The sequence below is a fragment of the Pseudomonas cuatrocienegasensis genome (assembly GCF_900110925.1).
Lineage (GTDB): Bacteria > Pseudomonadota > Gammaproteobacteria > Pseudomonadales > Pseudomonadaceae > Aquipseudomonas > Aquipseudomonas cuatrocienegasensis.
The window spans coordinates 17,641-43,934 of sequence record NZ_FOFP01000017.1 but is presented as its reverse complement, the minus strand read 5'-3'; the positions used below and the strand labels follow the sequence as shown (position 1 = coordinate 43,934).

General features: G+C 62.7%; 22 protein-coding genes and 2 pseudogenes. 2 read left to right on the top strand and 22 right to left on the bottom strand.

All coding sequences use genetic code 11. From position 1 onward, the window contains the following. Nucleotides 1-3 precede the first annotated feature (3 nt). Nucleotides 4-939 carry a VOC family protein gene (locus BMW49_RS19795; RefSeq protein WP_069519486.1) on the top strand — a complete coding sequence of 312 codons (936 nt, stop codon included), beginning with the start codon at nucleotides 4-6 and terminating at the stop codon, nucleotides 937-939. A gap of 242 nt (nucleotides 940-1,181) precedes the next feature. Here the strand turns inward: BMW49_RS19795 and BMW49_RS19790 are convergent. From BMW49_RS19790 to BMW49_RS19730, 13 genes and pseudogenes are all read right to left on the bottom strand, one after another. Beyond that, a pseudogene (locus tag BMW49_RS19790) lies at nucleotides 1,182-1,445 on the bottom strand (cache domain-containing protein); the annotation flags it as partial. A gap of 96 nt (nucleotides 1,446-1,541) precedes the next feature. Continuing rightward, the gene (locus BMW49_RS19785; RefSeq protein ID WP_069519484.1) at nucleotides 1,542-2,375 is read right to left on the bottom strand and encodes a cache domain-containing protein; all 834 of its coding nucleotides are present in this window, start codon (nucleotides 2,373-2,375) and stop codon (nucleotides 1,542-1,544) included. Nucleotides 2,376-2,475: 100 nt separating this feature from the next. Next, nucleotides 2,476-3,261, bottom strand: a complete 786-nt coding sequence (locus tag BMW49_RS19780) for a cyclase family protein (RefSeq protein ID WP_069519483.1) — start codon at nucleotides 3,259-3,261, stop codon at nucleotides 2,476-2,478. After that, a complete protein-coding gene (locus BMW49_RS19775; protein WP_069519482.1) occupies nucleotides 3,258-4,253 on the bottom strand; it encodes an NAD-dependent epimerase/dehydratase family protein in 996 nt (331 codons plus the stop codon). Before BMW49_RS19775 ends, BMW49_RS19780 begins: the two co-directional genes overlap by 4 nt. After that, complete coding sequence (locus BMW49_RS19770; RefSeq protein ID WP_069519481.1) at nucleotides 4,241-5,236, bottom strand: fumarylacetoacetate hydrolase family protein; 996 nt, start codon at nucleotides 5,234-5,236, stop codon at nucleotides 4,241-4,243. Before BMW49_RS19770 ends, BMW49_RS19775 begins: the two co-directional genes overlap by 13 nt. Further along, the gene (locus BMW49_RS19765; RefSeq protein ID WP_069519480.1) at nucleotides 5,233-5,805 is read right to left on the bottom strand and encodes a cupin domain-containing protein; all 573 of its coding nucleotides are present in this window, start codon (nucleotides 5,803-5,805) and stop codon (nucleotides 5,233-5,235) included. Before BMW49_RS19765 ends, BMW49_RS19770 begins: the two co-directional genes overlap by 4 nt. A gap of 14 nt (nucleotides 5,806-5,819) precedes the next feature. Further along, nucleotides 5,820-5,957 (bottom strand): SDR family oxidoreductase, encoded by a 138-nt coding sequence (locus BMW49_RS19760; RefSeq protein ID WP_371850876.1) that lies wholly within the window; start codon nucleotides 5,955-5,957, stop codon nucleotides 5,820-5,822. Between the two features lie 55 nt (nucleotides 5,958-6,012). Further along, entirely contained in the window at nucleotides 6,013-6,603 is a 591-nt protein-coding gene (locus BMW49_RS19755; RefSeq protein ID WP_069519479.1) for a malonic semialdehyde reductase, read from the bottom strand. Nucleotides 6,604-6,621: 18 nt separating this feature from the next. Further along, nucleotides 6,622-7,818, bottom strand: a complete 1,197-nt coding sequence (locus BMW49_RS19750) for an MFS transporter (RefSeq protein ID WP_069519478.1) — start codon at nucleotides 7,816-7,818, stop codon at nucleotides 6,622-6,624. Nucleotides 7,819-7,949: 131 nt separating this feature from the next. Then, nucleotides 7,950-10,436: an efflux RND transporter permease subunit gene (locus tag BMW49_RS19745; protein WP_069519477.1), complete on the bottom strand. Its 2,487-nt coding sequence runs from the start codon at nucleotides 10,434-10,436 to the stop codon at nucleotides 7,950-7,952. Between the two features lie 4 nt (nucleotides 10,437-10,440). Beyond that, a complete protein-coding gene (locus tag BMW49_RS19740) occupies nucleotides 10,441-11,529 on the bottom strand; it encodes a YCF48-related protein (protein ID WP_069519476.1) in 1,089 nt (362 codons plus the stop codon). Nucleotides 11,530-11,598: 69 nt separating this feature from the next. After that, the gene (locus BMW49_RS19735; RefSeq protein ID WP_069519475.1) at nucleotides 11,599-12,960 is read right to left on the bottom strand and encodes a DUF1329 domain-containing protein; all 1,362 of its coding nucleotides are present in this window, start codon (nucleotides 12,958-12,960) and stop codon (nucleotides 11,599-11,601) included. Nucleotides 12,961-12,972: 12 nt separating this feature from the next. After that, entirely contained in the window at nucleotides 12,973-14,631 is a 1,659-nt protein-coding gene (locus tag BMW49_RS19730; protein ID WP_069519474.1) for a DUF1302 domain-containing protein, read from the bottom strand. A gap of 508 nt (nucleotides 14,632-15,139) precedes the next feature. Here BMW49_RS19730 and BMW49_RS19725 point away from each other — a divergent pair. After that, nucleotides 15,140-16,501 carry a GGDEF domain-containing protein gene (locus BMW49_RS19725; protein WP_208600982.1) on the top strand — a complete coding sequence of 454 codons (1,362 nt, stop codon included), beginning with the start codon at nucleotides 15,140-15,142 and terminating at the stop codon, nucleotides 16,499-16,501. A gap of 171 nt (nucleotides 16,502-16,672) precedes the next feature. Here BMW49_RS19725 and BMW49_RS24655 read toward each other — a convergent pair. The 9 genes and pseudogenes from BMW49_RS24655 to BMW49_RS19685 form a co-directional block, all read right to left on the bottom strand. Continuing rightward, nucleotides 16,673-16,777 (bottom strand): annotated as a pseudogene (locus BMW49_RS24655) (IS5/IS1182 family transposase); the annotation flags it as partial. A gap of 279 nt (nucleotides 16,778-17,056) precedes the next feature. Continuing rightward, nucleotides 17,057-18,745 (bottom strand): electron transfer flavoprotein-ubiquinone oxidoreductase, encoded by a 1,689-nt coding sequence (locus tag BMW49_RS19720; RefSeq protein WP_069519473.1) that lies wholly within the window; start codon nucleotides 18,743-18,745, stop codon nucleotides 17,057-17,059. 73 nt (nucleotides 18,746-18,818) lie between these two features. Beyond that, nucleotides 18,819-20,372, bottom strand: a complete 1,554-nt coding sequence (locus BMW49_RS19715; RefSeq protein ID WP_069519472.1) for a class I adenylate-forming enzyme family protein — start codon at nucleotides 20,370-20,372, stop codon at nucleotides 18,819-18,821. Nucleotides 20,373-20,416: 44 nt separating this feature from the next. After that, nucleotides 20,417-21,202 carry a crotonase/enoyl-CoA hydratase family protein gene (locus BMW49_RS19710; RefSeq protein ID WP_069519471.1) on the bottom strand — a complete coding sequence of 262 codons (786 nt, stop codon included), beginning with the start codon at nucleotides 21,200-21,202 and terminating at the stop codon, nucleotides 20,417-20,419. 33 nt (nucleotides 21,203-21,235) lie between these two features. Next, entirely contained in the window at nucleotides 21,236-22,966 is a 1,731-nt protein-coding gene (locus BMW49_RS19705; protein ID WP_069519470.1) for an acyl-CoA dehydrogenase family protein, read from the bottom strand. Nucleotides 22,967-23,024: 58 nt separating this feature from the next. Beyond that, the gene (locus tag BMW49_RS19700; protein WP_069519469.1) at nucleotides 23,025-23,990 is read right to left on the bottom strand and encodes a 3-hydroxyacyl-CoA dehydrogenase NAD-binding domain-containing protein; all 966 of its coding nucleotides are present in this window, start codon (nucleotides 23,988-23,990) and stop codon (nucleotides 23,025-23,027) included. Between the two features lie 10 nt (nucleotides 23,991-24,000). Next, on the bottom strand, nucleotides 24,001-24,888 hold the full coding sequence (locus BMW49_RS19695) for a beta-keto acid cleavage family enzyme (protein ID WP_069519468.1): 888 nt from the start codon (nucleotides 24,886-24,888) through the stop codon (nucleotides 24,001-24,003). A gap of 36 nt (nucleotides 24,889-24,924) precedes the next feature. After that, on the bottom strand, nucleotides 24,925-25,374 hold the full coding sequence (locus BMW49_RS19690; protein ID WP_069519467.1) for an acyl-CoA thioesterase: 450 nt from the start codon (nucleotides 25,372-25,374) through the stop codon (nucleotides 24,925-24,927). 3 nt (nucleotides 25,375-25,377) lie between these two features. After that, nucleotides 25,378-26,250, bottom strand: coding sequence for a fumarylacetoacetate hydrolase family protein (locus BMW49_RS19685; RefSeq protein ID WP_069519466.1), 873 nt, complete (start codon nucleotides 26,248-26,250; stop codon nucleotides 25,378-25,380). Nucleotides 26,251-26,294 lie beyond the last annotated feature (44 nt).

Below are 26,294 nucleotides of genomic sequence, written 5' to 3'. Positions count from 1 at the left end.
CCTATGAAAATCATTGGACCTGACTACCTGGTATTCGGCGTCGACGACGTCGAGGCCTGCGTGCAGTACCTCAGCGACTACGGCCTCAAGCCGCGCAACCTGGACGAAACCGGCGGCTACCTGGAAGCCCTGGATGGCACCGGCATCCTTATTCGCTCGCGCAGCGATGCGCGCCTGCCGGCACCCATGGAAACGGCCACCACCCTGCGCGAAACCGTCTACGGCGTCGCCGACGAAGCCAGCCTGCAGGCCATCGAAGCGGAGCTATCGAAAGACCGCGCCGTCAGCCGTGGTGCAGATGGCGTGCTGCGCGCCGTCGACGACATGGGCTTTGCCCTGGGTTTCCAGATCACCCAACGGCGGACTCTGGATCTGCCAGGCGAACTCAGCAACGCACCTGGCGCAACCCATACCCGCGCGCTCAACAGCCTGGGCGCCAGCGAGGAAATGGCGGCGCTGCCGCGCAGCTTGTCCCACGTTGTCTACTTCGTGCCCGACCACGCCAAGGCCGAGGCGTTCTACACCCGCCTGGGCTTCGTCTGCACCGATAGATTCATCGACACCGGCCCCTTCCTGCGCCCGGCCGGCACACTGGATCACCACACCCTGTTCCTGATCCAGACGCCACCGTTCATGAAAGGCATCGAGCACTTCACCTTCCACATGGGCGGCCCGACCGAGGTGATGATGGCCGGTACCCGCTTCGTCAATAAAGGCTACGAGTCGTTTTGGGGGCCAGGGCGGCACCAGCTCGGCTCGAACTGGTTCTGGTACTTCAACAGCCCGATGGGCTGCCATGTGGAGTACGACGCGGACATGGACTTGCACGACGACAGCTGGACCGCGCGCGTCGCACCGCCAGGCGCCGACAACTCGCAGTATTTCCTGTTCCGCTACCAGGAAAAGTGGGCGCCCGGCGGTCCGCCACCCAAGCACTGACAGGCCCTGGCTTAAGCCGTGCTCCATACGCGAAGAACTCGGCACAACGGGCTCTTCGCCCTTCAACTCCCGGTGCCATTGGCCCGGGAGTTTTTTATGGACTAGTGCAACCGTAGGGTGCGCAACAGGACTCAGCGGCCCTATCGCGAATAAATTCGCTCCTACCGATGCACCAGACTGCAGGCGTCGTAGCCTGGGTCGAGCGAAGCGACACCCGGGACATGCGCTGGATTGCGCCAGGGTTACTCGGTTTTCTTGTAGTACCCAACAGCCACCAGAAAATCCCCGGCCTTGCGCAACAGCGCGTACTTGTCTTCGACCTTACCGGTCACCGGATTTTTCCAGCGGTAGTCATAACCACCCTGATCGCGCGTCTTCATCAGCGCCAGAATAGGCGCGCCGACTGGCTTGCCATCGGGGTCGTGGATGCTGGCAAAGGGCACGCCGAGCAGACGCAGGTTGTAACCATGGGCGACGTAACGCCCGCTGCGCAGGTCAATGACGAATTCGCTCCTACCGATGCCCCGAACAACCAGACTGCAGGCGTCGTAGCCTGGGTCGAGCGCAGCGACACCCGGGACATACGCGGGATTGCGCCAGGGTTACTCGGTTTTCTTGTAGTACCCAACAGCCACCAGAAAATCCCCGGCCTTGCGCAACAGCGCGTACTTGTCTTCGACCTTACCGGTCACCGGATTTTTCCAGCGGTAGTCATAACCACCCTGATCGCGCGTCTTCATCAGCGCCAGAATAGGCGCGCCGACTGGCTTGCCATCGGGGTCGTGGATGCTGGCAAAGGGCACGCCGAGCAGACGCAGGTTGTAACCATGGGCGACATAACGCCCGCTGCGCAGGTCAATCACGAAGGCGTACAAATCATCTTCGCGAAAGCGCGGCGACAGCCCGTTGATTGCCGCGATGCTGGCCTCGGGGTCCTGCTTCAACGCCTGCACGGTACGCTCCAGCAACTGCTCGGCCTGCTGTGGCGTCGCCCGCGGCAGGTACAGGCCAACGGCGATGACCCGATCTCCCACCCGCTGGAAGAACACCCGCTTGCGCTCCAGCCGACCATCGCGGGCATTCATCCAGCGGTATTCGGTCTGCCGCAGCTCCCCTTCACCGCCGGCGAGCGCCTGACGGAACCCATCACGCAACTCGGGCTCCAGCGCCTGGCTGACATCGCGACCGATCAGCACGGCCGAGGTACCACCGCTGGCCAGCATGGTGCCCTGGGTGTCGACCACGAATACATAGTGCTCGCCATCAATGAACTCGCCCTGACGGCTGAACGCGGCAAAGGCCGCGTCGCCTTGTACCTGGTAATAGTCGACGGCCCGCTGCAGCAACTGGCGCGCCCGCGCTTCCTCGTCGGCCTGGGCCGTGGCATTGACTAATACAAGCGCAATCAGGCCCCAAAGCAGATTGGTGCGATACATGCTGGTTACTCCGTAGATGCGGTAGAAAGGCTATGCCCGGCACTCGGCCCGGCCGTCGAGGGTGTCGGTGCGCACGGCGCACCCTACTGACCTCATCCAGCTACTGCTCGAAGATCGCCACAGCCCGCACAAAGCCCGCCGAGGCGTGTTTGATCTTGTAGGGGAAACAGGACACCAGAAAACCGTTGGCCGGTAGGCTGTCGAGGTTGGCCAGTTTTTCCATCTGCCCGTAGCCTATATCGCGACCGGCCTTGTGGCCTTCCCAGATGATCGAGGCATCGCCGCTTTCGGCGAAGCGCTCGCGGGTGTACTTGAAGGGTGCGTCCCAGCTCCAGGCATCGGTGCCAACCACGCGCACGCCGCGTTCGAGCAGGTACAGGGTGGCTTCGCGGCCCATGCCGATGCCAGCATCCAGGTAGCCCGGCTGGCCGAACAGTGCGCCGGCACGGGTATTCACCAGCACGATATCCAGCGGCTGCAGCACATGCTCGATACGTGCGAGCTCGGCCTCTACCTCGGCCGCTGTGACCACATGGCCGTCTGGCAGATGACGGAAATCCAGCTTCACCCCCGGTTGCAGGCACCAGTCCAGCGGCAGCTCGTCGATACCGAACGCCGGCTTGCCGCCGTCGGTGGTCGAGGCGTAGTGCCAGGGCGCATCCATGTGGGTGCCGCTGTGGGTGGTGATACTCAGGCGCTCGGCGGCCCAGGATTCATCGCCCGGCATCTGCGCCTTGGACAAGCCGGGAAACATCGCGGCCATCTCCGGCCAGCCCTGTTGGTGGTCCATGTAATCGATCTTCGGCAGCAAGGGCGGCGGATCGGTATAGGGGTTGTTGTCCAGGGTCACGGACAGGTCGACCAGGCGGCGTTTTGTCAGGCTCATGGCTGTGGGGCTCCGGCAGTTTCAGTAAGGGCGCGTATACGCCGCACCCGGGCAGCTGGCAGCAGTGCATTGCGCACCAGCGCAAGGGCATTGCCGTCATGCCGAAAGCCCAGGGCACGGGCGTGGGGGGTACGCAGAGGGGGAAGTCGCCCGAACAGCGCCTCCAGCCCTGCATCTGGGCAGAACTCGATCAGTTCGCGGCGTTCCTGACCGTAAGTGCTCAGCAGGGCATCGAGCACCTGGTTGATCGACAGCTGCAGCACCGGCAGTTGCCATACACGCTGAGTACCTGGGTCATTCAGTTCAGCGGCGTGCAGCAGGTTGTCGACACAGCAGCGCGCCGACATCCACCAGGCCGTGGCCTGGGCCGACACGGGGCAACGATAGGCTTGGCCAGCTGCGACGGCGTGCATCAGGTCGCTCATAAAGGCCGAGCGCAGGCCGTTGGGCTCACGCGGCCGGGCGACGATGCCGGGCAGGCGCAGCGCGCGCCCGTCCACCTCGCCGCGCCGGGTCAGATCGGCCAGCGCCGTTTCCACCATCAGTTTGTGCGCGCCGTAGGACAACTCCGGCCGTGCGGGCTGGCGTTCGTCCATGCGTGCCGGCAGCTCGCCGCCATACACCGCCACGCTACTGGCGTAGACGAACACCGGCGCATGCTGCATGGCGCGCAACTGCTGAAGCAGCTCCAGGCTGGCGAGCAAATTGACCTGATACCCCACTGCGTAGTCCTGCTCGGCGGCGCCACCGGGGATGCTGATCAGGTGAAAGACCACGTCGACGCCATCGGCCAAGGCGCGGCGCAGCAACGCCGGTTCGGTGACGCTGACCGGATGCAGGCGCAGGCGCGGGTCATCGGCAAAGCCGCTCAGGGTCTTGTCCAGCAGGATCAGGGTATCGATAGCCTGCCCACGCAGCACGCCATCGGCCAGCAAACGCTGGGTCAGGGCACGCCCCAGAAAACCATTGGCGCCGGTGATCAGGACGCGCATGGTTGTGCCCCGCTGACCACCTGTTGGTCGATGGCGCCAAACAGCGGATGTCCCTCCAGGTCGCGGGCCTCCATGCGCACCCGATCCCCAAAGCGCATAAAGCCGGTTTGTGGCGCGCCCTGCTCGATCATTTCGATGGCGCGGCGCTCGGAAATACAGGCCGAGCCCACCGTGCGGTCGGCATTCGACACCGTACCCGAACCGATCAGCGTGCCAGCACTCAGGCGGCGGGTCAGCGCGGCATGGGCGACAAGCTGATGGAAGCCGAAGTGCATGGCGCCACCGTGGGGATGACCGAACCACTGGCCGTTCCACTCGATCCTAAGTGGCAGGTGCACGCGGCCATCGCGCCAGGCCTCGCCCAGTTCGTCCGGGGTCACCGCAACCGGGGCGAAACTGGAAGACGACTTGGCCTGCACAAAGCCAAAACCGGTCTTCATCTCCCGCGGCGCCAGGGCGCGCAGGCTGACATCGTTGAGCTGCAGAACCAGGCGGATATGCGCCATGGCCTGCTCGGCCGAACAGCCCATCGGCACTTCATCGGTGAGCACGGCGAACTCGCCCTCAAAGTCGATGCCATGGCTTTCGCTGGGCAAGGGGATGTCGTCGCGGGGGCCGATAAAGTCATCGCCAGCGCCCTGGTACATCAGCGGCGTGTGCTCGACACCCTCTATCGGGTCGAGGTGAAAGGCTTTCTGCATCAACTCGCCATGGCTGAGGAAGCAGGAGCCATCCAGCCACTGCCAGGCACGTGGCAAGGGGGCGCTGACGGCGGCCGAGTCGAAGGCGAAGGCATTCTCCAGCGTCCCCTGATTCAGGGCGTCGTAACGCGCGCGCAAGCCGGCCTCCACGCGCAACCAATGCTCGACAGCGGTCTGCAGGGTGGGCGCGATATCGCTGGCATCAACGGCCCAGGCAAGATCGCGGGAAACCAGCAGCAGGCGCCCATCGCGGCTGCCGTCTTTGAGTGTGGCGAACTTCATTTCAGCACCTCCTGGAGTGCTTCGGCATAGCGGCCGTCGAGCAGGATAAAGACCATCCGCGCCATCTGTTCGGTGCGATTGCTCCAGGCATGGTTGGTGCCGCGCTGCACGACGATGTCACCGCGCTTGAGCTGCACATCCTCGCCGTCGAGCACCAACCAGACCTCGCCCTCGGTGACGATGCCGTAGTCCAGGGTCTCGGTGCGGTGCATCAGTTTGTGCTTCGAGTCGCCCTTGCCCGTGCCGGCATGGGCCTGGCCGATCTCGACGAACGCGGCAGCGGCGTCCTCGGCGCTGACCTGGTTCTGCACGCTGTCCGGCGGGATGTCGACCACACGGATCACACTGCCCAGCAGGCTTGGGCTGAGCTGCAGCGGCTTGCTCGTGGGGTCGTCGCCATTGTCCAGCGGTGCCGGGCTGCTCGGGCTGTTCCACACCTCATAAAACACCGTGCCGGGCACGGCCTTGAGGGGGAAGTTGTTGGTCGTTGGGCCGCTGAACGCGACTACCGCCCGCCCTGCCGAATCGTGCCCAGTCACCACTCGTTTGAAACCGGGAAGTGCTTGCATGGTTAAGTCCTCAACTAGTTGCCGTCACCGATGGTCGTGCCACCGTCAACGATCAGGTTCTGTCCGGTAATAAATGCGCCACCACGGGCAGCCAACAGCAGCGCCAACGCGGCGACCTCATCGGGCTGGCCGACATGGCGCAAAGGCGTCAGTGCCAGGCGCCGGTGATCAGCGCGGCCTGCCCATCGAGGGAAAACAGTGCGCTGTTCATAGGACGCGACACGCCTCCTCGAACGCCAGACGCGGCCCGGCCGAGCGCAGCGCCGTCACATCGCCATAACCGAGGCAGCAGAGAAAATTGCTCTTCCACTGGCTATCGGCAAAGAAAGTCGCATCCACCTGGGCATTGTCGAAGCCGGACATCGGCCCGCAGTCCAGCCCCAGGGCACGGGCCGCGAGCATCAGGTAGGCGCCCTGCAAGCTGCCATTGCGCAGCGCCGCGGTCTGCGCTGCCGCTGGGTTGTCGCGGTAGGCTGCGGCGGCGTCGTAGATCGGGAACAGCTCCGGCAGACGCTCGAAGAAGCGCATGTCGTAGGCGACGATAGCGGTGACCGGGGCCTGCAACATCTTCTCGCCGTTGTGCCCCTTGAGCGCTGGCAGCAGACGCTGCTTGGCCTCGGCACTGCGCACGAAGACGAAACGCGCCGGGCAGCAGTTGTTGCTGGTTGGCCCCTGGCGCAGCAGCGCATACAAGCGCTGCAGCTGCTCATCCGTCACCTCACGGTCGAGCCAGGCGTTATATGAGCGGGCCGTGAGAAACAGCTGGTCGAGGGCCGCACTGTCGAGTGGCTGGTTCATAAGCAGATCCTTGGTAAATCAGAGGGAGGGCGTGGCCTGTGTTGCCTGCGAGCTGAACAGCCGGGGAATCGCCAGGCACGCCAAGGCCACCAGCAGCTGCGCGATACCGACCACCACCAGTGCTCCCGGTAAGGCGACCGCCACCCCACCACTCAGCGCCAGCACTGCCAACGGGCTGACAAACTCACCCGCGAACAGCGCAGCGGTGAAACCACCCGTAGCACGCCCGCGATGGTGATAAGCCACCTGGGCCATTACCCAGGTAATCAGCGTCGGCAGCATCAGGCCAATCCCCAGACCATTGACCAGCACGGCAACAATCATCATCGAGTGACTGTCTGCATAGGCCATCAGCAAACCGCCAGCCCCCGCCGTGACGAACGCCAGGAGCAGCAGATGGGCTGGACGTACGCCATCGAGCAGACGAAAACCCAAGGCACCGGCCAGCACGCCCAACTGGTTGGCCCCCATGGTCATGCCGATCTGCTGTGGTGAGTCGACGTGCAGCAGGTTGAGCAGGTAGCCGGCCTGCACCGGCACGATGAACAGGCTGAGGCCGGCCAGCAGTGTCAGCCCATAGAGCGGCAGCAAAGCGCGCCAGGGAAAGCGCGAGGGGCTCTCGACCACCTGCTGTACCTGCTGGCTGCGGGGCTCCCAGAGTTGCCAGGCCATCAGCGGCAGAAAAATGAAACCCGCCGCGTAGAGCACGAACGGCAAGCGCCAGTCGTCCTGGCCGAGCACGCCGCCAACGGCGATAAACACCGCCGCCGACAACGAGGTGGCGACCATCTGCAACGCGAACAATCGCTCGCGGCGGGCGCCGCTGTAATAGTCGCCCATCAACGTGGTGCAGCAGGTCATGATGCCCGCCTCGGCCAGACCCAGCCCCGCCCGGCTCAGCACGATGGCCGGCAGTGACTCCAACCACAGCGGCAGCAAACCGAAAATGCCGTACAACACCATGGAGCCCAGTAGCAACGGCTTACGCCCCAAACGGTCAGCGATCATCCCGGCAAAAGGCGCCAGCAGCGCGATCACCAGAGCCGGAATGGTCAGGGCGATGGGCACCAGCGCGGCAGCGCCGGGCGTGTCGGCAAAGTGGCTCTGCATGCGCGGCAGAATCGGCGCCAGCAACACCGCACCGAGCACTGGCAAACAGCTGCCGAGCAGCAGCAAGAGGGACTGCGGCAAGCCGGCCTGGCGATCAGCGCTCATCGCTCATCTCCTCGTGCGTGACTGCACAGATTGCACCGGCAAAACAGATGACGGCTGCGGGTAAGCCGGACCAGAACGCATGCAGTAGCAGGCTCAGTTGTCTCATGACGTCTCTCTCTTGTTGTTATCGTTCAATCGCTGGTAAGGGCATGCGCACGGGCGCTGCGTTGCTGCACCTGGGGCTTGGGGTGCACCGGCGTGGCCTCCTCGTGTGACCCAGGCTGCGGCTCGCCGGCCGCGTCGGCACGGGGCTGGGCGGGCAACAGGAAGTAGGCCAGCGCCGGCAGCAGGAGCAGCGCGCCGACCATGTTCCAGACGAACATGAAAGCCAGCAGCACGCCCATATCGGCCTGGAACTTGATGGGGGAAAACAGCCAGGTGATCACGCCGATGGCCAGGGTCACACCGGTCAGCATCACCACCTTGCCGGTGGACACCAGCGCCCGGTAATAGGCCTCGGACAGGCTCGCGCCCTGGCGTTGGTAGACCAGCAGCATGCTCATCACGTAGAGCGCGTAATCGATACCGATGCCCACCCCGAGCGCAATCACTGGCAGCGTGGCGACCTTGACACCGATGCCCAGCCAGACCATCAGGGCTTCGCAGAGGATCGAGGTGAGCACCAGCGGCACGATCGCGCATAGCGTCGCGCGCCAGGAGCGGAAGGTGATCAGGCACAGCAGAATCACCGCGCCATAGACCCAGAACAGCATCTCGCGGTTGGCCTGCTTGACCACGATATTGGTCGCTGCTTCGATCCCGGCATTGCCAGCGGCGAGCATGAACTGCACATCGGCGGTGTTGTTGGCGGCAGCAAAGCGCTCGACGTGCTCGACCAGGCCGGTAAGGGTTTCGGCCTTGTGGTCCGTCAGATAGACGTACAGCGTCAGCAGGCTGCAGGACTCGTTGTACAGGCCCCGCGGCGCACTGGCGGTGATCATGTTGAGCATCGCCTGGTTGTTTTGCAGCTCGTACCACTTGGGGCTGCCTTCTGACAGCCCTACCAGCATGCGTCGGTTGAGCAGCGCCAGGGAGTTGGTCGAGTCCACACCCGGCAAGGTGCGCAGCTGCCAGTCCAGGGCATCGACCTTGCGCAGAATGTCGTAGCGCGCGCACTCCCCCGCCGGCGTGCGCACCATCACGGCGAACAGGTCGCTGCTGGCGCCAAAGGCGCGGTTCATAAAGGCATCGTCGAGGTTGTAGCGCGAATCGGCGCGCAGCTCGGGGGCGCCGGCATCCAGGTCGCCGATCTTCAGGTTCATCGACACCAGGTACCCGGCCACGGCCATGCAGGCGGCCAAGATCACGCAGACACTGGCCCAGCGTTTCTGCGTGAACAGGTCGAGCAGGCGCCACAATCGGTGACGCTGGGCGGGGCCGCTGTCGGCTTGCTCTTCACGCAGGCTACGCTGGGCGGCAGCCGGGCTGACACCCAGGTAGGAAAGCAGAATCGGCAGCAGGATCAGGTTGGTGATGATCAATACGGCAACGCCAATGCTGGCGGCGACGGCCAGGTCCTGGATCACCGGGATGTCGATAAACATCAGCACGGCAAAGCCCACCGCGTCGCTGAGCAGCGCCGTCAGGCCCGCGACGAACAGCCGGCGGAAGGTGTTACGCGCCGCCACCACGCGATGCATGCCACGGCCGATGTCCTGCATGATGCCGTTCATTTTCTGCGCGCCATGGCTCATGCCGATGGCGAACACCAGAAAGGGTACCAGCACCGAATAGGGATCGAGCTGATAACCCAGCAATGGCAGCAAGCCCAGTTGCCAGAGCACCGCGACCAGTGAACACAGCACCACCAGCAAGGTGCTGCGCAGGCAGCGGGTGTAGGCATAGAGCACGCCAGCGGTAATCAGAATGGCGCCGGCGAAAAACAGCAGGATCTGCTCCAGGCCCTCGATCAGGTCACCGATCTTTTTCGCGAAACCGGTGATGTGGATGTCGATGGCATCGCTCTGGTACTGCGCGCGCAGTGCCTCCAGATCGGCCGAAAGCGCTGCGTAATCGAGCGGCTGACCGTCGCTGGTGCGCGCCAGCAGCGGCACGTAGATGATGCTCGAACGCTGGTCGAAGGCGACCAGTTGGCCAATCTCATTGGACAACTGCACGTTGCGCCGCAGCTCGGCCAGGGTCGCCGGGCTGCCATCGTAGGCGTCTGGAATTACCGGACCGCCATCCAGGCCATCCTCGGTCACCGAGACCCAGCGCGTGGCCGGCGTCCACAGGGATTTCATAAAGGCGCGGTCCACGCCGGGCAGCAGGTAGATCTTGTCGCTGAGCGTCTGCAGTGTGGCCAGGTAATCGGCGTCGTAGATATCGCCGTGGCGGTTGGCTACGGCAATACGCAGCGCGTTGCCAAGGCCCGAGAGTTCTTTCTGGTTGTCCAGGTAATTGACGATGTACGGATGCCCGGTGGGGATCATCTTCTCGAAGCTGGCATTGAGCTCGATGCGCGTCGCCTGCATGCCGAGAAACAGCGTGGCCAGCAGACACAGCAACAGCACCCAGGGACGATGGTTGAACAGCAGACGCTCGAGCAGGTTGCCGGAGCGCGTATCGAAGCCGGCCAGGGAGGCGTTATCGACATCGGACGAATGGCGGGACTTCATGGGATCACTCCGCTTCTGGGGTGTCATGCAGCGGCAAACGGGACAAGCCCGTGAACCCGGCGACGATCAGGCTGCCATCGGCGGCTTGCACAAGGCTGGAAACCGGCATGCCCAGTGGCTTGCCGAAGGGCTTCAAGGCGCCCGCAGGGGTGCTGCGAAACAACATGCCGCCCTGGTTGGCCAGCAGCACGCGACCGTCCTGCAGCGTCGAGGCATCATTGAAGGAAACCGGCACAGGGACCGGCAATACCTCGAAGCGCTCGCCACGCTCATGGCTGATAAAGGCATGGCCTTTCAAACCGGCGACCAGCAGCGCGCCATCAGGCCCGCTGGCGAGGGTAAAAAAGGTACCGGCGTAAGGGCTCTCAAGCATCTGAAAGGAACGCCCCGCATCTGCGGAGCGCGCCAGATAGCCCTGTTCGCCAGCCAGAAACCAGTCGTCACCGTGCCGGGCCACGGCATACAGGTGCAGCCCCAGAGGGTTATCGATGCGGCCAACCAGCGAATGCCAGGTGGCGCCAGCGTCATCCGTCGCCAGGGCGATGCCGTAGGCACCTACCACCAGGCCGTGCTGCGCATCCGTGAATGCCAGGGCCAGAAAAGGCTTGTCCGGCCCTTCGGCCACCAGGCGCTCGGCAGTCTGCAGGCGCGCTTCGCCCGCCTCAGGATCGGCACTGTCGGCCAGCTCGCGGCGGGCAGCATCCAGCTCCAGTTGCGCGGCTTGCACGCCACTGAGCTGCACCTGCCAGGTCTCGCCTGCGTCACGCGTCGCCAGGATCACCCCGGCGTGGCCGACCGCCCAACCATGGCGCGCATCGGCAAATTGCACCGCCGTCAGGCTGACCGAAACCGGTACCCTTGCCTGACGCCAGCTCTGCCCATGGTCATCGGAAAGCAGCACAAGGCCACGCTCACCGACCGCCACCAGGCGTTCGCCGGCGCGGGCCAGGTCAATAAATACCGCCTGCTGAGCCTGGGCGATCGGCATGGCTGAGGTACTCAGTACATCGCCCACCAGCAGATCGCTCTGGGCCTGGCTCAAAGGCGAGGCCAGAGCCAACAGCACGCACCCCAGCTGTTGAAGTCGCTTCATCAATCACCTCGAACTCTCAGTCGTAACGGGCGGATGGCAACAGCGTTGCCATCCGCCTCTGTCGATGCGTCAGCGCACGCCGCGGCCAGCCATGGCAGCGGGTGAGAATTCCGAGGTTTTGTAGCGCTCGACCGCGGCGTACTGCGAGTCCTTGCCGGCATACAGGTTCTGGATAAACCAGGCGCCGGAGTTCAGGTCGTAGAAGCCGGAAGACAGCTGGGCAACGGCTGGCAGATCGGGCAATACCGCTGGCAGCGACCAGAGGGTCTTGGCCAACTGGCCGTTGGCATCCCAACGGTCGCCAAGCATGGCCTGCCAGGTGTCTTCATCCAGGTAATAGCGGCCCTTCGGCAACTGGTGACGCTTGCCCGGTGCCAGGTCGGCCTCCACCACCCACACGCGGTGCAGCTCCCAGCGCACCTGATCCGGATTCAGATGGTGCTTGGCGAACAGTGCCGAGGGATCGGCCAGAGTTTGCACCTTGTTGGTGTTGTAGGGGATGTACAGCTCCTGCTTGCCGACCAGCTTCCAGGTAAAACGATCCAAGCGTCCCGAGTAAACACTCAACTCGTCGAAGGACATCACCCCGGCGGTGGCCGGCGTTGGCGTATCACAGCAGGCATTAGGCAGTTTGCGCACACGCCGCTGACCGGTCAGGTAAACGTGCGCCTGGGACTGGTCGCCATTAAGGTTGGTGCGCCCCATGATCTGCTCACCTGCACGCAGCGCTGGCCCCACATTGAGCATACGAAACAGCCAGTAGTCGCCGTTGAAGCCTTCGGGGGTTCCGTCCTCGTAGTAATACGGCATTTCCTGGACAGCTTTACCGTCGGTGGTCATCACCTGGCTACCGTCAGCAGTCATCAGGTAATGGCGAAAGTCCAAGGACAACGACGTGCCGCGCCAATTGAGCAGGTGGTTCCACATCGCCTCATCGCCGTTTTTCGGGATCGGGAAGGGAATGCCACCGTAGGCGCCTTCGGGTACAGGACCGGCGCTGCTGTCGACCAACCGCGCCCGTTCGGCATTTTTCAGGGTGTTGTCATAGACCCACTGGGGGGCAGCAGCCGTGCGCCGGGTCGGGTAGATATCCAGGCGATAGGTCTCAGGGTGACGCTTGAACATCGCCTTGGTGCCATCGCTGAGTTTGTCGGCGTACTGCGCCATGTTCTGCGCGGTAATGCTGAACAGCGGCTTGTCAGCCGCGAACGGGTCGCTGCGCTTGCCGCCCGGTTTGTAGCCAGGGTCGACCCTGGTGTAGCCGCCGTCCCAGGCAGGGATGCTGCCGTCGGCATTGCCGGCTTTCTCGGCGCCGAACGGCGTCAGGCTTTTGCCGAGCGCCTGGACATCAGCGGCCAAGGCACAAGTGCTCAGCGCAAAGGTGCCGAACAGGGCAAGGCAGAGGGACTTGAGGGTGAAATGGGAAGTCATGAAAACGTCCTCTTAGAATGTGGTCTTGACGGAGAAGGCCAGGTAATCACGGTCCTTCAGCGCCTGCTCGAAGTTGAACTGGCTGGCGGAATTGAGGAAGGTGTCCTCTGGGCCGTAGTAGTGGGTGTAGGTCAGGCCGAACGTGACCCGGTCCAGGTAGGTGGCGCTCACCCCGATGTTGAAATCCCCTCCTTTATTCGGGCCGAAAGAGCTCACCACTGCCGACTTGCCCATGGGGAAATAACTGATGCCGAGCGGAACGCTGAGGTCGATACCGGGGAAAACCTGGCGATAGGTCGGCGTGTACACCATCCGCAGGCCGATGGCATCGTCAGTGGCATCGGGGTCCAGCGCGTTGCGGTTCTTGGTCACACTGAGCAGGCGGTTCCAGGCCACCTCACCGACCAAGCTCGCTTCATTGGAAATAAACGAAGGGCCAAGCGACGCCAGCACGTTGAGGTTCACGTGCGCCGAACGGCCAACGGCGTAAAGGGGGTCGTCGTTATTGTCTGCTGACAGGCCTGGGGTGACGGTCTGGCCATTCGAGACCAGCGGCATGTTCCAACGCATCGATGCCTCACCGGCAAAGCTGTATGCCCCCGCGGTGGTGGCAAAGCTTGCGCCCAGAGCGCGGATATCTTCCGGGTAAACCCAGTAGTACTCACCAAACTTGCCGGTGCTGAAGTCAGGGCCGGTGGCAGTGGGCTTGAGGTACAGCTTCCCGGACTTGTCGTGGTACTGAATGGCGTATAGCCCATACTCCACGGTGTCCGCCGTATAACGCAGCTGCAAGCCACCCTGACCGGAGCTGCGCGCCTTCTTGTCCTTGCCATGGAAGAAGGCCAACGGGGTTCCTCCAGGAAGCGCCCCAATCACCAGGCTTTCAGTGCCCTCGCCAATGGTGTCGGTGGTGGAAAAGTAGCTGCCGGCACCAGGCAGGCGGGTCTCTTCCCACTCCAGTTGGTAGTAGGCACCCAGGGAGAGGTCATCGGTCAGCTGAAAAGTACCGGAGAGTTGATTGACCGGGCGGGTAATTTCCTTGAACTGGGTATTGGGAACCGAGACCGCCTTGACCACATCCACCGGTGCCATGCCGCCGGCAATACCGTTGGCACCGAAGAACAGGCTTTCGCCCCAGATCAGCCCGTGACGGCCGAGGCGCAGGGACAGCGCACGATCAGACAACTCACCGTTCCAGTAAACGAAAGCATCGAGTAACTCGACATCACCACCATGCAGCTTCCGCGTGTCATCGGTGAATTCGTCGTAGGCCACCGAGCGCTGGTTGGCGCGGGCAGAGTCGTCGTTGTCGTTATCTTTCTGGTACTCGGTGTCGTACCAGGCAGCGCCACTGACACGCGCGCCAAAATCCCGGTAACCGAGATCGAGCTCGGTGAGGATATCCAGACGATTGGAGATCAGGCCCTTTTCGAAAGCGCGATCACCGTCGTCCTGATTGCGCGAGACAGCTCCTTCGGTCAGCTTGCTGCTTGGATCCTGCAAGCGCCAGGCGGAGCTGTACTTCAGGGTATTGTCCAGGCGCAGACTCAGATCTGGATTGCCGGTCTGAATCTCGAACGCTTGAGCGGTAGGCAGCCCGGACACCAGTAATGCGGCAAATGTCAGAGCGAAAGGCACGCGCTGCGGCGCAACGCTATTGCGGATCTTCATCGAACGAACCCTCTTATTGTTCTTGTTGGCGAACTTTGTATGCCATCACCGGCCGGGCAAGGCAGTCCGGACCGGTGGGGTCGAAATGCCGGAGTGGCGCCGTCAAGGGGGGATAAACCTGACGACGAGCAAAGGTTGACGTGCAGGGCGATCTCTGACTAATCGCTTGTTGGGATGTGATCTATCGGCGAACGCGATACCTGAGAAAGCACCGACATAGGCGTAGCCCGACGCTTTTGCAGGCGCGCATGGCTGCAGCGCACGATCTCGTGGCCGTCATTTCAGCCCCGACGCCCTACCTGCACTTGTTGTTGCCAACGCAAGCAGACGGCAACTATCAAAAGACTATCCGCGCTTAGCACCTGCAGCCGACTTGCAACTTTTAAACGCAGCAGAGACGCAATTCTGTCAAGAGTGCTTACCGACACCCAAGTAACCTGAGTGCCTGCGGCAGAAACCAGCTAAACTCATGCTTAGAAAAAATCGGTAATGGCATCAGGAAACACCCATGCACCTCATGCAGCAATGGTTTAACAAGTCGCTACAACGAAAAATCGGTAGTTTGCTGGTAGTGCTGTTGGCTTTTTTATTTATCGTTATTGTCTACTCCATTTACAAACTAAAACTGATTAGCGCAGAAATGCATGAAGTAGCAGATGTTGATGTTCCGCTGACTGAAATGGTCAGCGAACTGGAAATGATGCAACTCAGGCAGCACCTGCTTATCGAGAAATTTCGCCTGGAGGGCAATCAATCCAAAGCCTTGCTGACACCTGAAGCGACCTTTGCCGCGCAACGTGACGCGCTGAGCTTCTTACTGGACAAGGCCGTCCGGGTACTTAATAGAAGCCTGCAACAGCATCAGGTCAGATTTGCCACGGAAACACATCAGCAAATCCTCAGCAGTATTGAGCATTACCATAAGCAAAGTGACATCTTTGAACAAGAACTGCAGTTAACCCTAAGCCAAGGCCATACTGCAGAACAGCGTTGGCAGCAACTTGAAGACGACGCTGCGCGATTAGACCAGAGCATTATCAGTATTTTGCAGCAGATGGAAAAACTGACACTGGAAGCCAGCCGCTATACCGACAAGCACGAAAGCGAGTTCATGCTGGTAAATACCGGGCTTGGCCTCTGTGCATTTTTTATTGGCCTGTACCTGAGCTTTTATATTCTGCGCATCTTCCGCTTGCGCATTAGCCGCATTCAGGCCGAAATCAAAACCGTTCACCAGTCCATCGAACAGGGAGAGCCCATTGCCAGCCCGGTCTTTCAACACCCGGTGCATCAAGATGAACTGACGGAACTGGAACATGACCTGAAAATGATGGTGCAGCGCCTCTCCCAGGAAATCTCGAACCGTGAGGAAGTGGAACAGCAACTGCTGATACTCGCCACCCGTGACAAATTAACGGGCGCCTTCAATCGACACAAATGGGATGAGCAACTGCGCATGGAACTGAGCCTGGCCGAGCGCGGTAACACCTTTAGCATTGCCCTGCTGGACGTGGACTTCTTCAAAAAGGTCAACGATCAGTTTGGTCACCATGTGGGAGATAAGGTGCTGCAGGCCCTGACTGAATGCATCAGCCAAAGGCTGCGTAAAACCGACAGCCTATTCCGCTTGGGCGGCGAAGAGTTCGTAATTTTACTGCCCCAACAAAAAGCCGAAGCCGCTTGCCAGGTAGCCGAAACCCTCAGGCAACAGATCGAAGACCTGAACATCCCTGAACTCCCCAGGTTCACCATCAGCTTTGGCGTCACCGAATACCACTTAAAAGACGATGAAGACACTATTCTGAAAAGAGCGGACCAGGCCTTGTATAAGGCTAAAAACATGGGTCGCAACAGAGTGGAAGTCGGATAGAAAACGGCCAGTCCCAAGCCATTAGGGATGGTCTGAAGTAGTCATGTATTTCCGGTCGACTTCAGCCGCCGCCGATTTTGAAAGCAGCAAACCGATCGAAAACGATCAGGTCGCCCGCTCATTTCAGTGTTTCTGGCCGCTGAGATAACCTCGCCACAGCCATTTCACACATTACAGGCGCACCTCTCCTGCCTTCGTCAGTAAATATCTGCGCGCCATCCAGAGGTTCGACAGCGCGAACAGCGTGACCAACTGCGCCGTGTTCTTAGCCAGACCACAGTCCGGGTCGATTTCACGCTGAACGCGGCGATGGAGCGCTCATAACCATCAAAGATGGCGGGCTTGCCGTCGCATTAGCCGGCGGATACTCAACGATGGAGAAAGGTTGGACATGCGCGCTTATTGATCGACTGACTGGGGGCGCCAGGTCACTTTCGAAACAGGCCGTAGGTTAAATAGCCACTATTGATAAAGCGTTATCCGCTCTGACACACCTGCGCGAGCCACCCCGCGCGCGCCTGAACGATGGCCAAACACTCGCACTCGACAGGCGCGCTACAAGGCCGCGTAATTCGGCCCGCCGCCGCCCTCTGGCGGCGTCCACAGGATGTTCTGGGTGGGATCTTTGATGTCGCAGGTTTTGCAGTGCAGGCAGTTCTGCGCGTTGATCTGCAAGCGCTCGCCGCCCTGCGCCGGGTCCGCCACATACTCATACACGCCGGCCGGGCAGTAGCGCGCCTCGGGGCCGGCGTACTGCTGCAGGTTGACCGCCACAGGCACGCTGGGGTTGATCAGCCTGAGGTGGGCCGGCTGATTGTCGGCATGGTGGGTGTCACTGATGAACACCGAACTCAGGCGGTCAAAGGTGAGCGTGCCGTCGGCCTTGGGGTAGCGGATCGGCGCGTACGCCGCGGCTGGCTGCAGATAGGTGTGATCGGCTGCCGGGTTCTTCAGCACCCACGGCGGGGTGTGAATGCCCAGCTTGGGCAACAGCCAGTGCTCGACCCCGGTCATCAACATGCCAATTGCCCTGCCCTTTTTGAACCAGGGCTTGAAGTTGCTGGCGGCTTTAAGCTCGTCATGCAGCCAGCTCTGCTCGAATGCCTGGGCATAGGCGTTGAGTTCGTCATGCTGGCGACCGCTGGCAAGCGCGTCAAACAGCGCATCGGCCACCAGCATGCCGCTTTTGAGCGCCGCATGGCTGCCCTTGATGCGGCTGGCGTTGAGCAAGCCGGCGTCGCAACCAATCAAGGCGCCACCGGGGAACTGGGTTTTTGGCAGGCTCGCCAGCCCGCCGTTGTTAATCGCCCGCGCGCCGTAGCTGAGCCGTTTACCGCCGGCGAGGTGGGCACGAATGGCCGGATGGGTCTTCCAGCGCTGCATCTCCTCGAAGGGGCTCAGCCAAGGGTTTTTGTAGTCCAGGCCAACCACCAGGCCCAGGCTGACCTGGTTGCCGGCCAGGTGGTAGAGAAACCCACCCCCAAAGGTGTGCGCATCCATCGGCCAACCGGCGGTGTGTATCACGGTGCCGGGCCGCGCCTGTTCAGCAGGGATTTCCCACAGCTCTTTAAGGCCGATGCTGAAGCTCTGCGGCGCTTTGCCCTGCTGCAGTTGAAAGCGCTCCAGCAACTCGCGCCCCAGGTGCCCGCGCGCGCCCTCGGCAAACACTGTGTACTTAGCGTGCAACTCCATACCGAGGGTGAAGGCTTCGGTTGGCGTGCCATCCTTTGCCAGGCCCATATGGCCGGTGGCGACTCCTTTAACCGCGCCGTCCGGGGTATAGAGCACCTCGGCCGCCGCAAATCCGGGGAAGATCTCGACCCCCAGGCGGTCGGCCTGGGCAGCCAACCAACGCACGACACTGCCTAGACTGATGACGTAATTGCCGGCGTTATGAAAATTATTCGGCACCAGGGCCTGGGGGATTTTCAGGCTGCCGGTTTTGCTCAGCAGCAGCACTTCATCGTTCGTAACCGGCTGCAGCAAGGGCGCGCCCAGGGCCTGCCAGTCGGGGAGTAGCTCAGTCAGCGCGCGCGGGTCCATGACCGCTCCGCTGAGGATATGCGCCCCCGGCTCCGAGCCTTTTTCCAGCACCACGACGGAAATCTCACGGCCACTCTGGGCGGCGCGTTGTTTCAAGCGGATGGCGGCCGCCAGGCCCGCCGGCCCGGCGCCGACGATAACAACGTCATAGTCCATGGACTCGCGGGGGCCATAGTGTGCAAGGATTTCGTGGGGCGTCATGGGCGTGGGTTCTTCTCAGGTTACGGGGTGAGCCGCGCGGCCAGCGCCAAGGCGCTGGCCGGATGGGCGTGGCTCAGCTATTGACGAATTGCTCGCGCAGGGTCTTCCTCAGGACCTTGCCGACCGGGCTCTTGGGCAACGTGGCAACGAGGTGCACGACTTTCGGGGTTTTGTAGCCGGGCAGGTGCGCGCGGGCGTGGTCGATGAGTTGCGCCTGGGTCAGGCTCGCGCCGGGTTTGAGCACCACGGCGGCCACCAGTTTTTCCACCCAGCGCGGGTCGGCAACGCCAAACACCGACGCCTCCTGCACCAGCGGATGGGCGCACAACACTTCTTCCACCTCGAAGGGGAAGATGTTCTCGCCACCGCTGATCACCATGTCGTTCTTGCGATCGACGATGTACAGGTAGCCGTCCTGATCCAGGTAACCCAAATCGCCGGTCCTGAACCAGCCGTCGATAAACCGCTCCTCAGTGGCCTCATCGCGGCGCCAGTAGCCCAGCATCAACTTGGGGCTGCGCACCAGAATCTCACCCACGACGTCTGCGCCGCTGGCCTCGCTGCTGTACTCGATGCGCACTTCGGTGTCGCTCAACGGCTTGCCGCAGGCGCGCAACAAGCGCCGCTGGGCAGGGTAATCGACGGCCAGACGGTGCGCCTGCGGCCCCAACGCCGTGATGCTGCCGGCTTCGGTAGAGCCATAGGCCTGGGCAAATTCGCAACCGCTCAGGGTGGACATCGCGCGGCTCAGCAGCTCGCTGGGCATTGAGGAGCCGGCATAGATGATAAGCCGCAGGGTGCTCGCCGCCGCGATGAAAGCCGGCCGACTCAGCAGGTCCGCGAGCATGGTGGGGACCACATGGATATTGCTGATCGGCTCGACGCGGAACGCTGCAATGACCTCCTCTGGCTCGAAGCGCTCACGCAGGATGGTCGTGCAGCCGGAAAACAGGCTGGGGAACATGTAGTACCAGATGCCGCCCACATGAAACAGCGGCATGACCATCAGCGAGACATCGTCCGGGCGAAAGCCAATGGCTTCACGGGCGCAATCGCAGCAGTTTTTCACCACCCCGGCGTGGCTGAGGATCGCGCCCTTGGGGGCGCTCGTGGTGCCGCTGGTGTAGATGATGCAGGCTGCATCCTGCGGGCTGACCAGTGGCAGGCTCAGCCGCGCGCTGCCAGCCTCGGCGAGCAGCGCCGCATAGCTGGGCAGGCCCGGCGCCGCGCGGCCAATGGCTACCGTCAGACGGATGCCCGTCTCGGGTAGCGCGCTTAGCCCATCGAGGTAGCGCTGCTCGACGAAGAACGCCGCCGGCTGACAATCGAGCAAGAGCTGCGCTAAGTCCTCCACCGGCAGGCGCCAGTTGAGCGGCACGGGGATAAACCCGGCGCGGCACAACCCCAGCAGCACCGGCACTTCAATGCGGTTCTGCGCCAGGATGGCAATGCGCTCACCCGGCCGCACGCCCTGGGCCAGGAGCGCACCGGCGAGCGCGGCAATTTCATCAGCAAAGCCACGGAAGCTCAGCTCGCGCTGGCTGTCACGAAACGCCACCTTGTCACCGAACGCCTCGACAGCCTGATCGACCATATCGCCGAAGGTTGTGGCTCTACTCCAGTCCATAACGGGCTCCATATCAGTTTTTATAGTTGTTTGCTGGGGCTCACTCAGGCGCTTTTTGGGGTATCCAGGCGGCGCGCGCGCTTCTCCAGAAAGTCTTTCAGGCCACTCTGGGCCTCGGGGCTGGACTGCACGAGCGCGGCCATGATGGATTCGACAAAGAGGCCGTCATCATGGCTCATGTCCTGAATGCGCGGCAGGGTGTTGGTGATGGCGAAGTTGCTGATCGGCGAGTTCTCGGCAATCACGGCCGCCAGCTCGCGCGCTTTGGCCAGCGCGCTGCCGGCCGGCACGACGTACTGCACGGCATTGGCGGCAAGCGCCTCGTGGGCACTGAGCACGCGCGAGGTGAGCATCATGTCCATCATGCGCGTCACGGAAATCAGCCGCGCCACCCGCACCGACGCCCCGCCGCCGACATAAATGCCCCGACGCCCTTCGGGCAGGGCGAAAAACGCCGACTCGTCGGCCACGCGAATATGGGTGGCGGCCGCCAGCTCAAACCCGGCGCCGATGGTCGCGCCCGAGAGGGCCGCTATCCAGGGTATCTGGCCCTGTTCGAGCTGGTTCATGATCGCGCCCTGTGCCCGCGAGGCATGCAAGGTGTCGATGGGCGTGCGCTCCTTGTGCTCGCCCAAGTCGAGCCCCGAGGAGAAGTTGTCGCCATGGCCAAAGAGAATGCCTACGCGGGCCTTTTGCTGCGCCTGGGCCACATAAGCGCCGATTTGCTCGAACATGTCCTGGCGCATGGCATTGCGTTTGTGCTGGCGGTTGATGCCGATCAGGGCAATGTGGCCGTCGATCTGGAAGCTGATTTCTGCTGATTCGCTCATAAGGTGAGTCCCTGCGGTTGTGTAGATAAGGGGTTACAGCGAGGCGAACAGGGAAAGCCGTGCGGCCCCCAGGTTCACTTCGCCGAGCTGGCGTTGCCCACGCACCTCCAGATCCACCAACCAGTAACGGCCGAGGGCGATCAGGCGCAGCGTGTGCGGGTCGTCGCCCGCCAGCGAGGCAAGCCGCACGGCCATCCAGCCCGTGGCGGCCAGGGTGGCCAGTTGCAGGAAGGCCGTTGCCCCGGCTTCGGCTTCACGCGGGGTGTGCTGCCAGTCGTGAAGCTGCGCGGCAGCGCTTTCCAGTTGCGCCAGTAGCGCCAGCGCCGGGGCCGCCAGCACGGCGTCGGCCTGGGCCAGCTCGCGCCGCGACACGGCCAGGAAGCTGAGCAGGCCGGCGCTTTTGCCACGCCACAGGCGCCGATGGAGCAAGTCGAGCGCCTGTATCCCGGTGGCGCCTTCGGCAATCGACATCATGCGTGCGTCGCGCAGCCACTGTTCAATCGGCCATTCGTTGGTGTAACCGGCACCGCCGAGCACCTGCATCGCCTCGCTGGAGACCTCAAACGCGGCCTCGGAGCAGGTGGCTTTGAGAATCGGCAACAACCACTGCGTCAGCTCATGGGTCTGCGCGCGTTCGTGTTCATCGCTCAGGTAGGGCAGCACGTCCAGGTTCAGCGCCAGTTCAAGCACCAGGGCGCGCAAGACCTCGACGCGGCTGTGCATGTTGAGCAACAGGCGCTGGATTTCCGCGTGCTCGGCGATCACCACGGCGGGCTGTTGCGGGTTGCCACCCTGGCGCCGCTCCAGTGCATAGGCATGGGCCACTTGGCTGGCGCCAAAGGCAATGCCGACGCCTTCGATAGCCACCAGGGTGCGCATGTTCTGGATCATCACAAACAGTTGCGGCAGCCCGCGATTGAGGGTGCCGAGCAGCTCGGCGCGGGCGCCCTCAAAGCCCATGACGCAGGTGGGCGAGCCATGCAGGCCGAGCTTTTCTTCGATCCGGCGGACGAAGACGCCATTGGGCTGCCAGCCGCCGTGCCCGTCAGGCAAGCTGTTGGGCACCAGAAACAGGCTCAACCCGGCGCTGCCGGCGGGGGCATCAGGGGTGCGGGCGAGCAGCAGGCAACCGATGCGCTCGACCAGGTCGTTGTCGCCAAAGGAGGTCCACATTTTTTCGCCGTCAATGCGCCACGCGCCGTCCTCCAGGGGCGTGGCCCGGGTACGGATGCGCCCCACATCGGAGCCTGCGTCTGGCTCGGAAATGCCGATGGAAGCCGACCAGGTGCCTTCGACGAACTTGCTGATCCATTGCGTGCAGGTCTCGGCACTGGCGTACTCCAGCAAGACCAACGCGGCCGCCCGTTGCGGGCCGGTGACCATGCCAATGGCCATGCAGGCGCGGTCGAAGAGTTCGCGGCACGCCACGTTGACGAACGAGGGCAGCCCCTGGCCGCCAAACTCCACGGGCTGGTCGATGGCGTTCCAGCCCTGGCCGACCAGTTGTTGCCAGGCCGCCTTGTAGGGCGCAGGCGTCACCACCCGGCCGTTCTCCAGGCGGCAGCCGAGGGCATCGCCCTGACGGTTGGCGGGGTAAAGCACCTCCTCGGCAAAGCGTGCAGCCGATTCGAGAATCATGCCCAGGGCTTCGCGCTCGAACATCTCAGGGTCCGCGTGCAACTCGCGCAACCGCGCATAGGCCGGCACGGCCTCGATGTGTCGCAGAATGATCTCTGCTTGCTTGATGTATCCGGTGTCATTCATGTTGAACTGCCTCTTCGAGATTCCGAACGGCGCTTGCGCGCCCACTCAGGGGCGTTGCTTACGGGTCTGTTGGGTAAGGGTGATCCGATACGAAGCGAAAGAACTCAATAAGCGTGTCATCACGCCACTGCGCCCACTCATCATTGGTTTTATCTGCGGTCAATTCCTGCGCCCCGGCCACCAGAGCCGTGCGCACCGCGGGGGTCAATTGGGTCGGCGCCAGGGCATCCCACCAGTGCTGGATGTCGTCGCCAAAGCGCTCCAGCAGGCTGCTCAAACCGCCCGAGCCACCCGCCAGGTTGAAGGTCATCAGCCCGCCCATCAGCGCCCAGCGTGGCCCCAGGCCCCAGCGCATGGCGGCATCAATATCCGCAGCGCTGGCGACGCCGCTGGCGAGGCAATGGGACGCTTCGCGCAGCAGGGCAAACTGCAAGCGGTTGGACAGGTGGCCGACCATCTCGCGCTTGAGATGGATCGGGTGTTTGCCCAAGCCCCGGTAAAACTGCAGGGCCAGCGCCACGGCCTCAGGCGAACTCTGTTCACCGCCAACCACCTCCACCAGCGGGATGATGTGCGCCGGGTGAAACGGATGGCCGAGCACCAGCCGCGCAGGCGTCTGGCAGTAAGACTGCAACTGGGACGGCGGGACGCCGCCGCTGCTGGAGAGGATCAGCCGGTCGGCAGGCAGGTGCGCGTCGATTTCACTGATCACCGCTTGTTTGATGGCCGGGCTTTCAGGCGCATTTTCCTGTACCAGGTCACTGGCCTGGGCCATCTGCGCCAGCGAGCGGGTGAACTGCAGGCGCTCAAGCGGTGGCTGCTCGCCGGTGGCGATGCCCAGACGCCGCAGCGATGGCCAGCGCGCCACGACGGCCTGCTCCAGCAACGCCGGGGCCTGCTCGGCAGGGTCGCAGGCGATCACCCGGTAGCCGCGCGCCAGGAGCAATGCCGCCCAGCCGTAGCCCACTGCACCGGCACCGGCCAGCCCTACGGTGTTGATATTCTTCAGGGGAATCAGCGGCATCGCGCACACCTCAGGCCAGGGCGGCCAAGCCGAGCATGGCCCGGGCTTCGGCAGGGGTGGCAACCTCAAGGCCCAGCTCGCGGATGATCCGCACCTGGCGCTCGACCTGTTGCTCGTTCGTCGAGGGTTGGCCTTTGGCGAACATCAGGTTGTCTTCCAACCCCACGCGCACATGCCCGCCCAGCAGCAGCGCCTGGGTGGTCGCCGGCACTTGCGCCTGGCCAATTGCCGAGACGCAGAAGATCGACTCCGGCGGCAGGAGGCTGACCATCATCGCCAGGTTTTCCGGCGTATACGGCATGGCGCCCTGGAAGCCGCGCTCAGCGCCCAGCACGATGTTGACGTAGTACGGCGGCTTGTCGAAGCCGGCTTTGATCAGGCGCAGCATGTCTTGCACGATATGCGCAGGGTTGAAGACCTCCCACTCGGGCTTGATGCCGCGCTCTTTGAAACGCGCCGCCAAACGGTCGCACTGCGACGGTGTGGTGGGGTTGATGATTTCACGGCCACCGAAGGAGGCGGTGACGGTGAAGCCGTCGAAGGTGGCGGTTTCGGCACCCGCGTCGAGGCCTTTGATGCGCTCCTCGAAATCAATCTCGAACATGCCATCGCTGCGTTCGATCAGCAGGTCGCCATCCACCCCGCCACCGGTGGAGTTGTTGATCACAATGTCGCAGCGCTCGCGCACCAGGCGGTTGATCTCTTTGTAGATCGCGGGGTTGCAGGTGGCTTCATCATCGGGGCGGCGCGCATGGATGGCGGCAACCGAGGCGCCTGCCTGGTAGCACTTGTAGATCGACTCGGCGATTTCCTCGGGCTGGGTGGGCAGGTAGGGGTTCTGCGATTTTTTGGCCATGCCGCCGGTGGGGGCGATGGTGACAATCACTTTTCTTGCCATGGTGCGTATTCCTTGTGTAATGAACGGTGCGATCGATTAATGCGCGGGCGATATAACCAGCGGGTGGGTGAGGAACTCATTACTTTCAAGCAGCGCTCTGACGGGCGCGGGTACAGCGATAGCGCGCATGCCAGAGGCGTCGCTTTCAGCCCAGACACGCACCTCTTCTGCCTCGGCGAGGCATTGCTCAGCGCGCATAAATCGGTGTTTGAAACTCAGGGATTTACTGCCCAGCCGGCTGACCACAATCTCGTGAACAAGCTGATCATGCAGCTTGGCGGGGGCCAGAAACTGCATGCTGAAGCCCGTCGAGGGCAGCCCACCTTGCATGCCGTTTTCGGTCACGGCATTGGGGTCGATGCCCATGGCGAGAAACATCAGGTTGACCCCTTCGACCATCCAGCGGGCGTAGTGGGGAAAGAAGATGATCCCGGCGGGATCGCACTCGCTCCATTGCAGCAGGCGTTCGTAGCGAAATTCGCGCATCGGTTAGCCCTCGACCTGGTCGGCAAATTGGCGGGCGACGCGGATATCAAAGGTCGCGATGTTTTCGACGTACGCCGTCAGCGTGTCGCCGGGCAGCACCGGGCCTACGCCCGCCGGGGTCCCGGTCATGATCACGTCACCGGGATGCAGGGTGTACAGGGCGCTGGCATAGGCAATCACGCGGCGCACATTGAGGATCAGCAGGCCGGTGTTGGCCTGTTGGCGCAGCTCACCGTTGACGTGCAGGCTAAGGTCCAGGTTGTCGGGGTCGGCAATCTCGTCGGGGGTCACCAGCCATGGCCCGAGCACGCTGTAGGTGTCGGGGGACTTGCGGTAGCAGGGGGTTTCGCCGCCGCGCACGCTCATGTCCAGGCCGATGGTGTAGCCGGCAACGTAGTCCAGGGCGGTGTCGACCGATACATGCCGCGCGGTGCGCCCGATGACCACGGCCAGTTCAACTTCGTGGTCGGTACGCCGCCCGGCAAATGCCGACTGGATCTCGTCGGCGGTACCGATCAGCGAGCTGTTGGCTTTGAGGAACAGCCCATAGGCTTCCAGGGTTGTGAAGGTTTTGCCGTTGTTGATTTCGTTGTCGCGGTTGGCCTCATCGATATGCGCGTGGTAGTTCACTGGCGCGCCGATGATCTTGCCGGGGTTGGCCACCGGGCTGTCCAGGCGCACCTCGCTGAGTTTGAGCGGCTGGAGGCTGGAAAACTCTTCGCGCACCCGCTCCAACACGCTTTCCAGTTGGCTGATAACCGCGTCACCCAGGGGCGCGGGCCAGTGCAGGTGGCGCTCAAACAAGTGGCTGACATCGTAAACAGCGTCTTGTTGAACGACGCCTATGCGGTTGTGATTAAAGCGGCAGATTTTCATACAAGACGCTCTTATTAGGGGTCAGGAAGGTGTATGAGGGACGC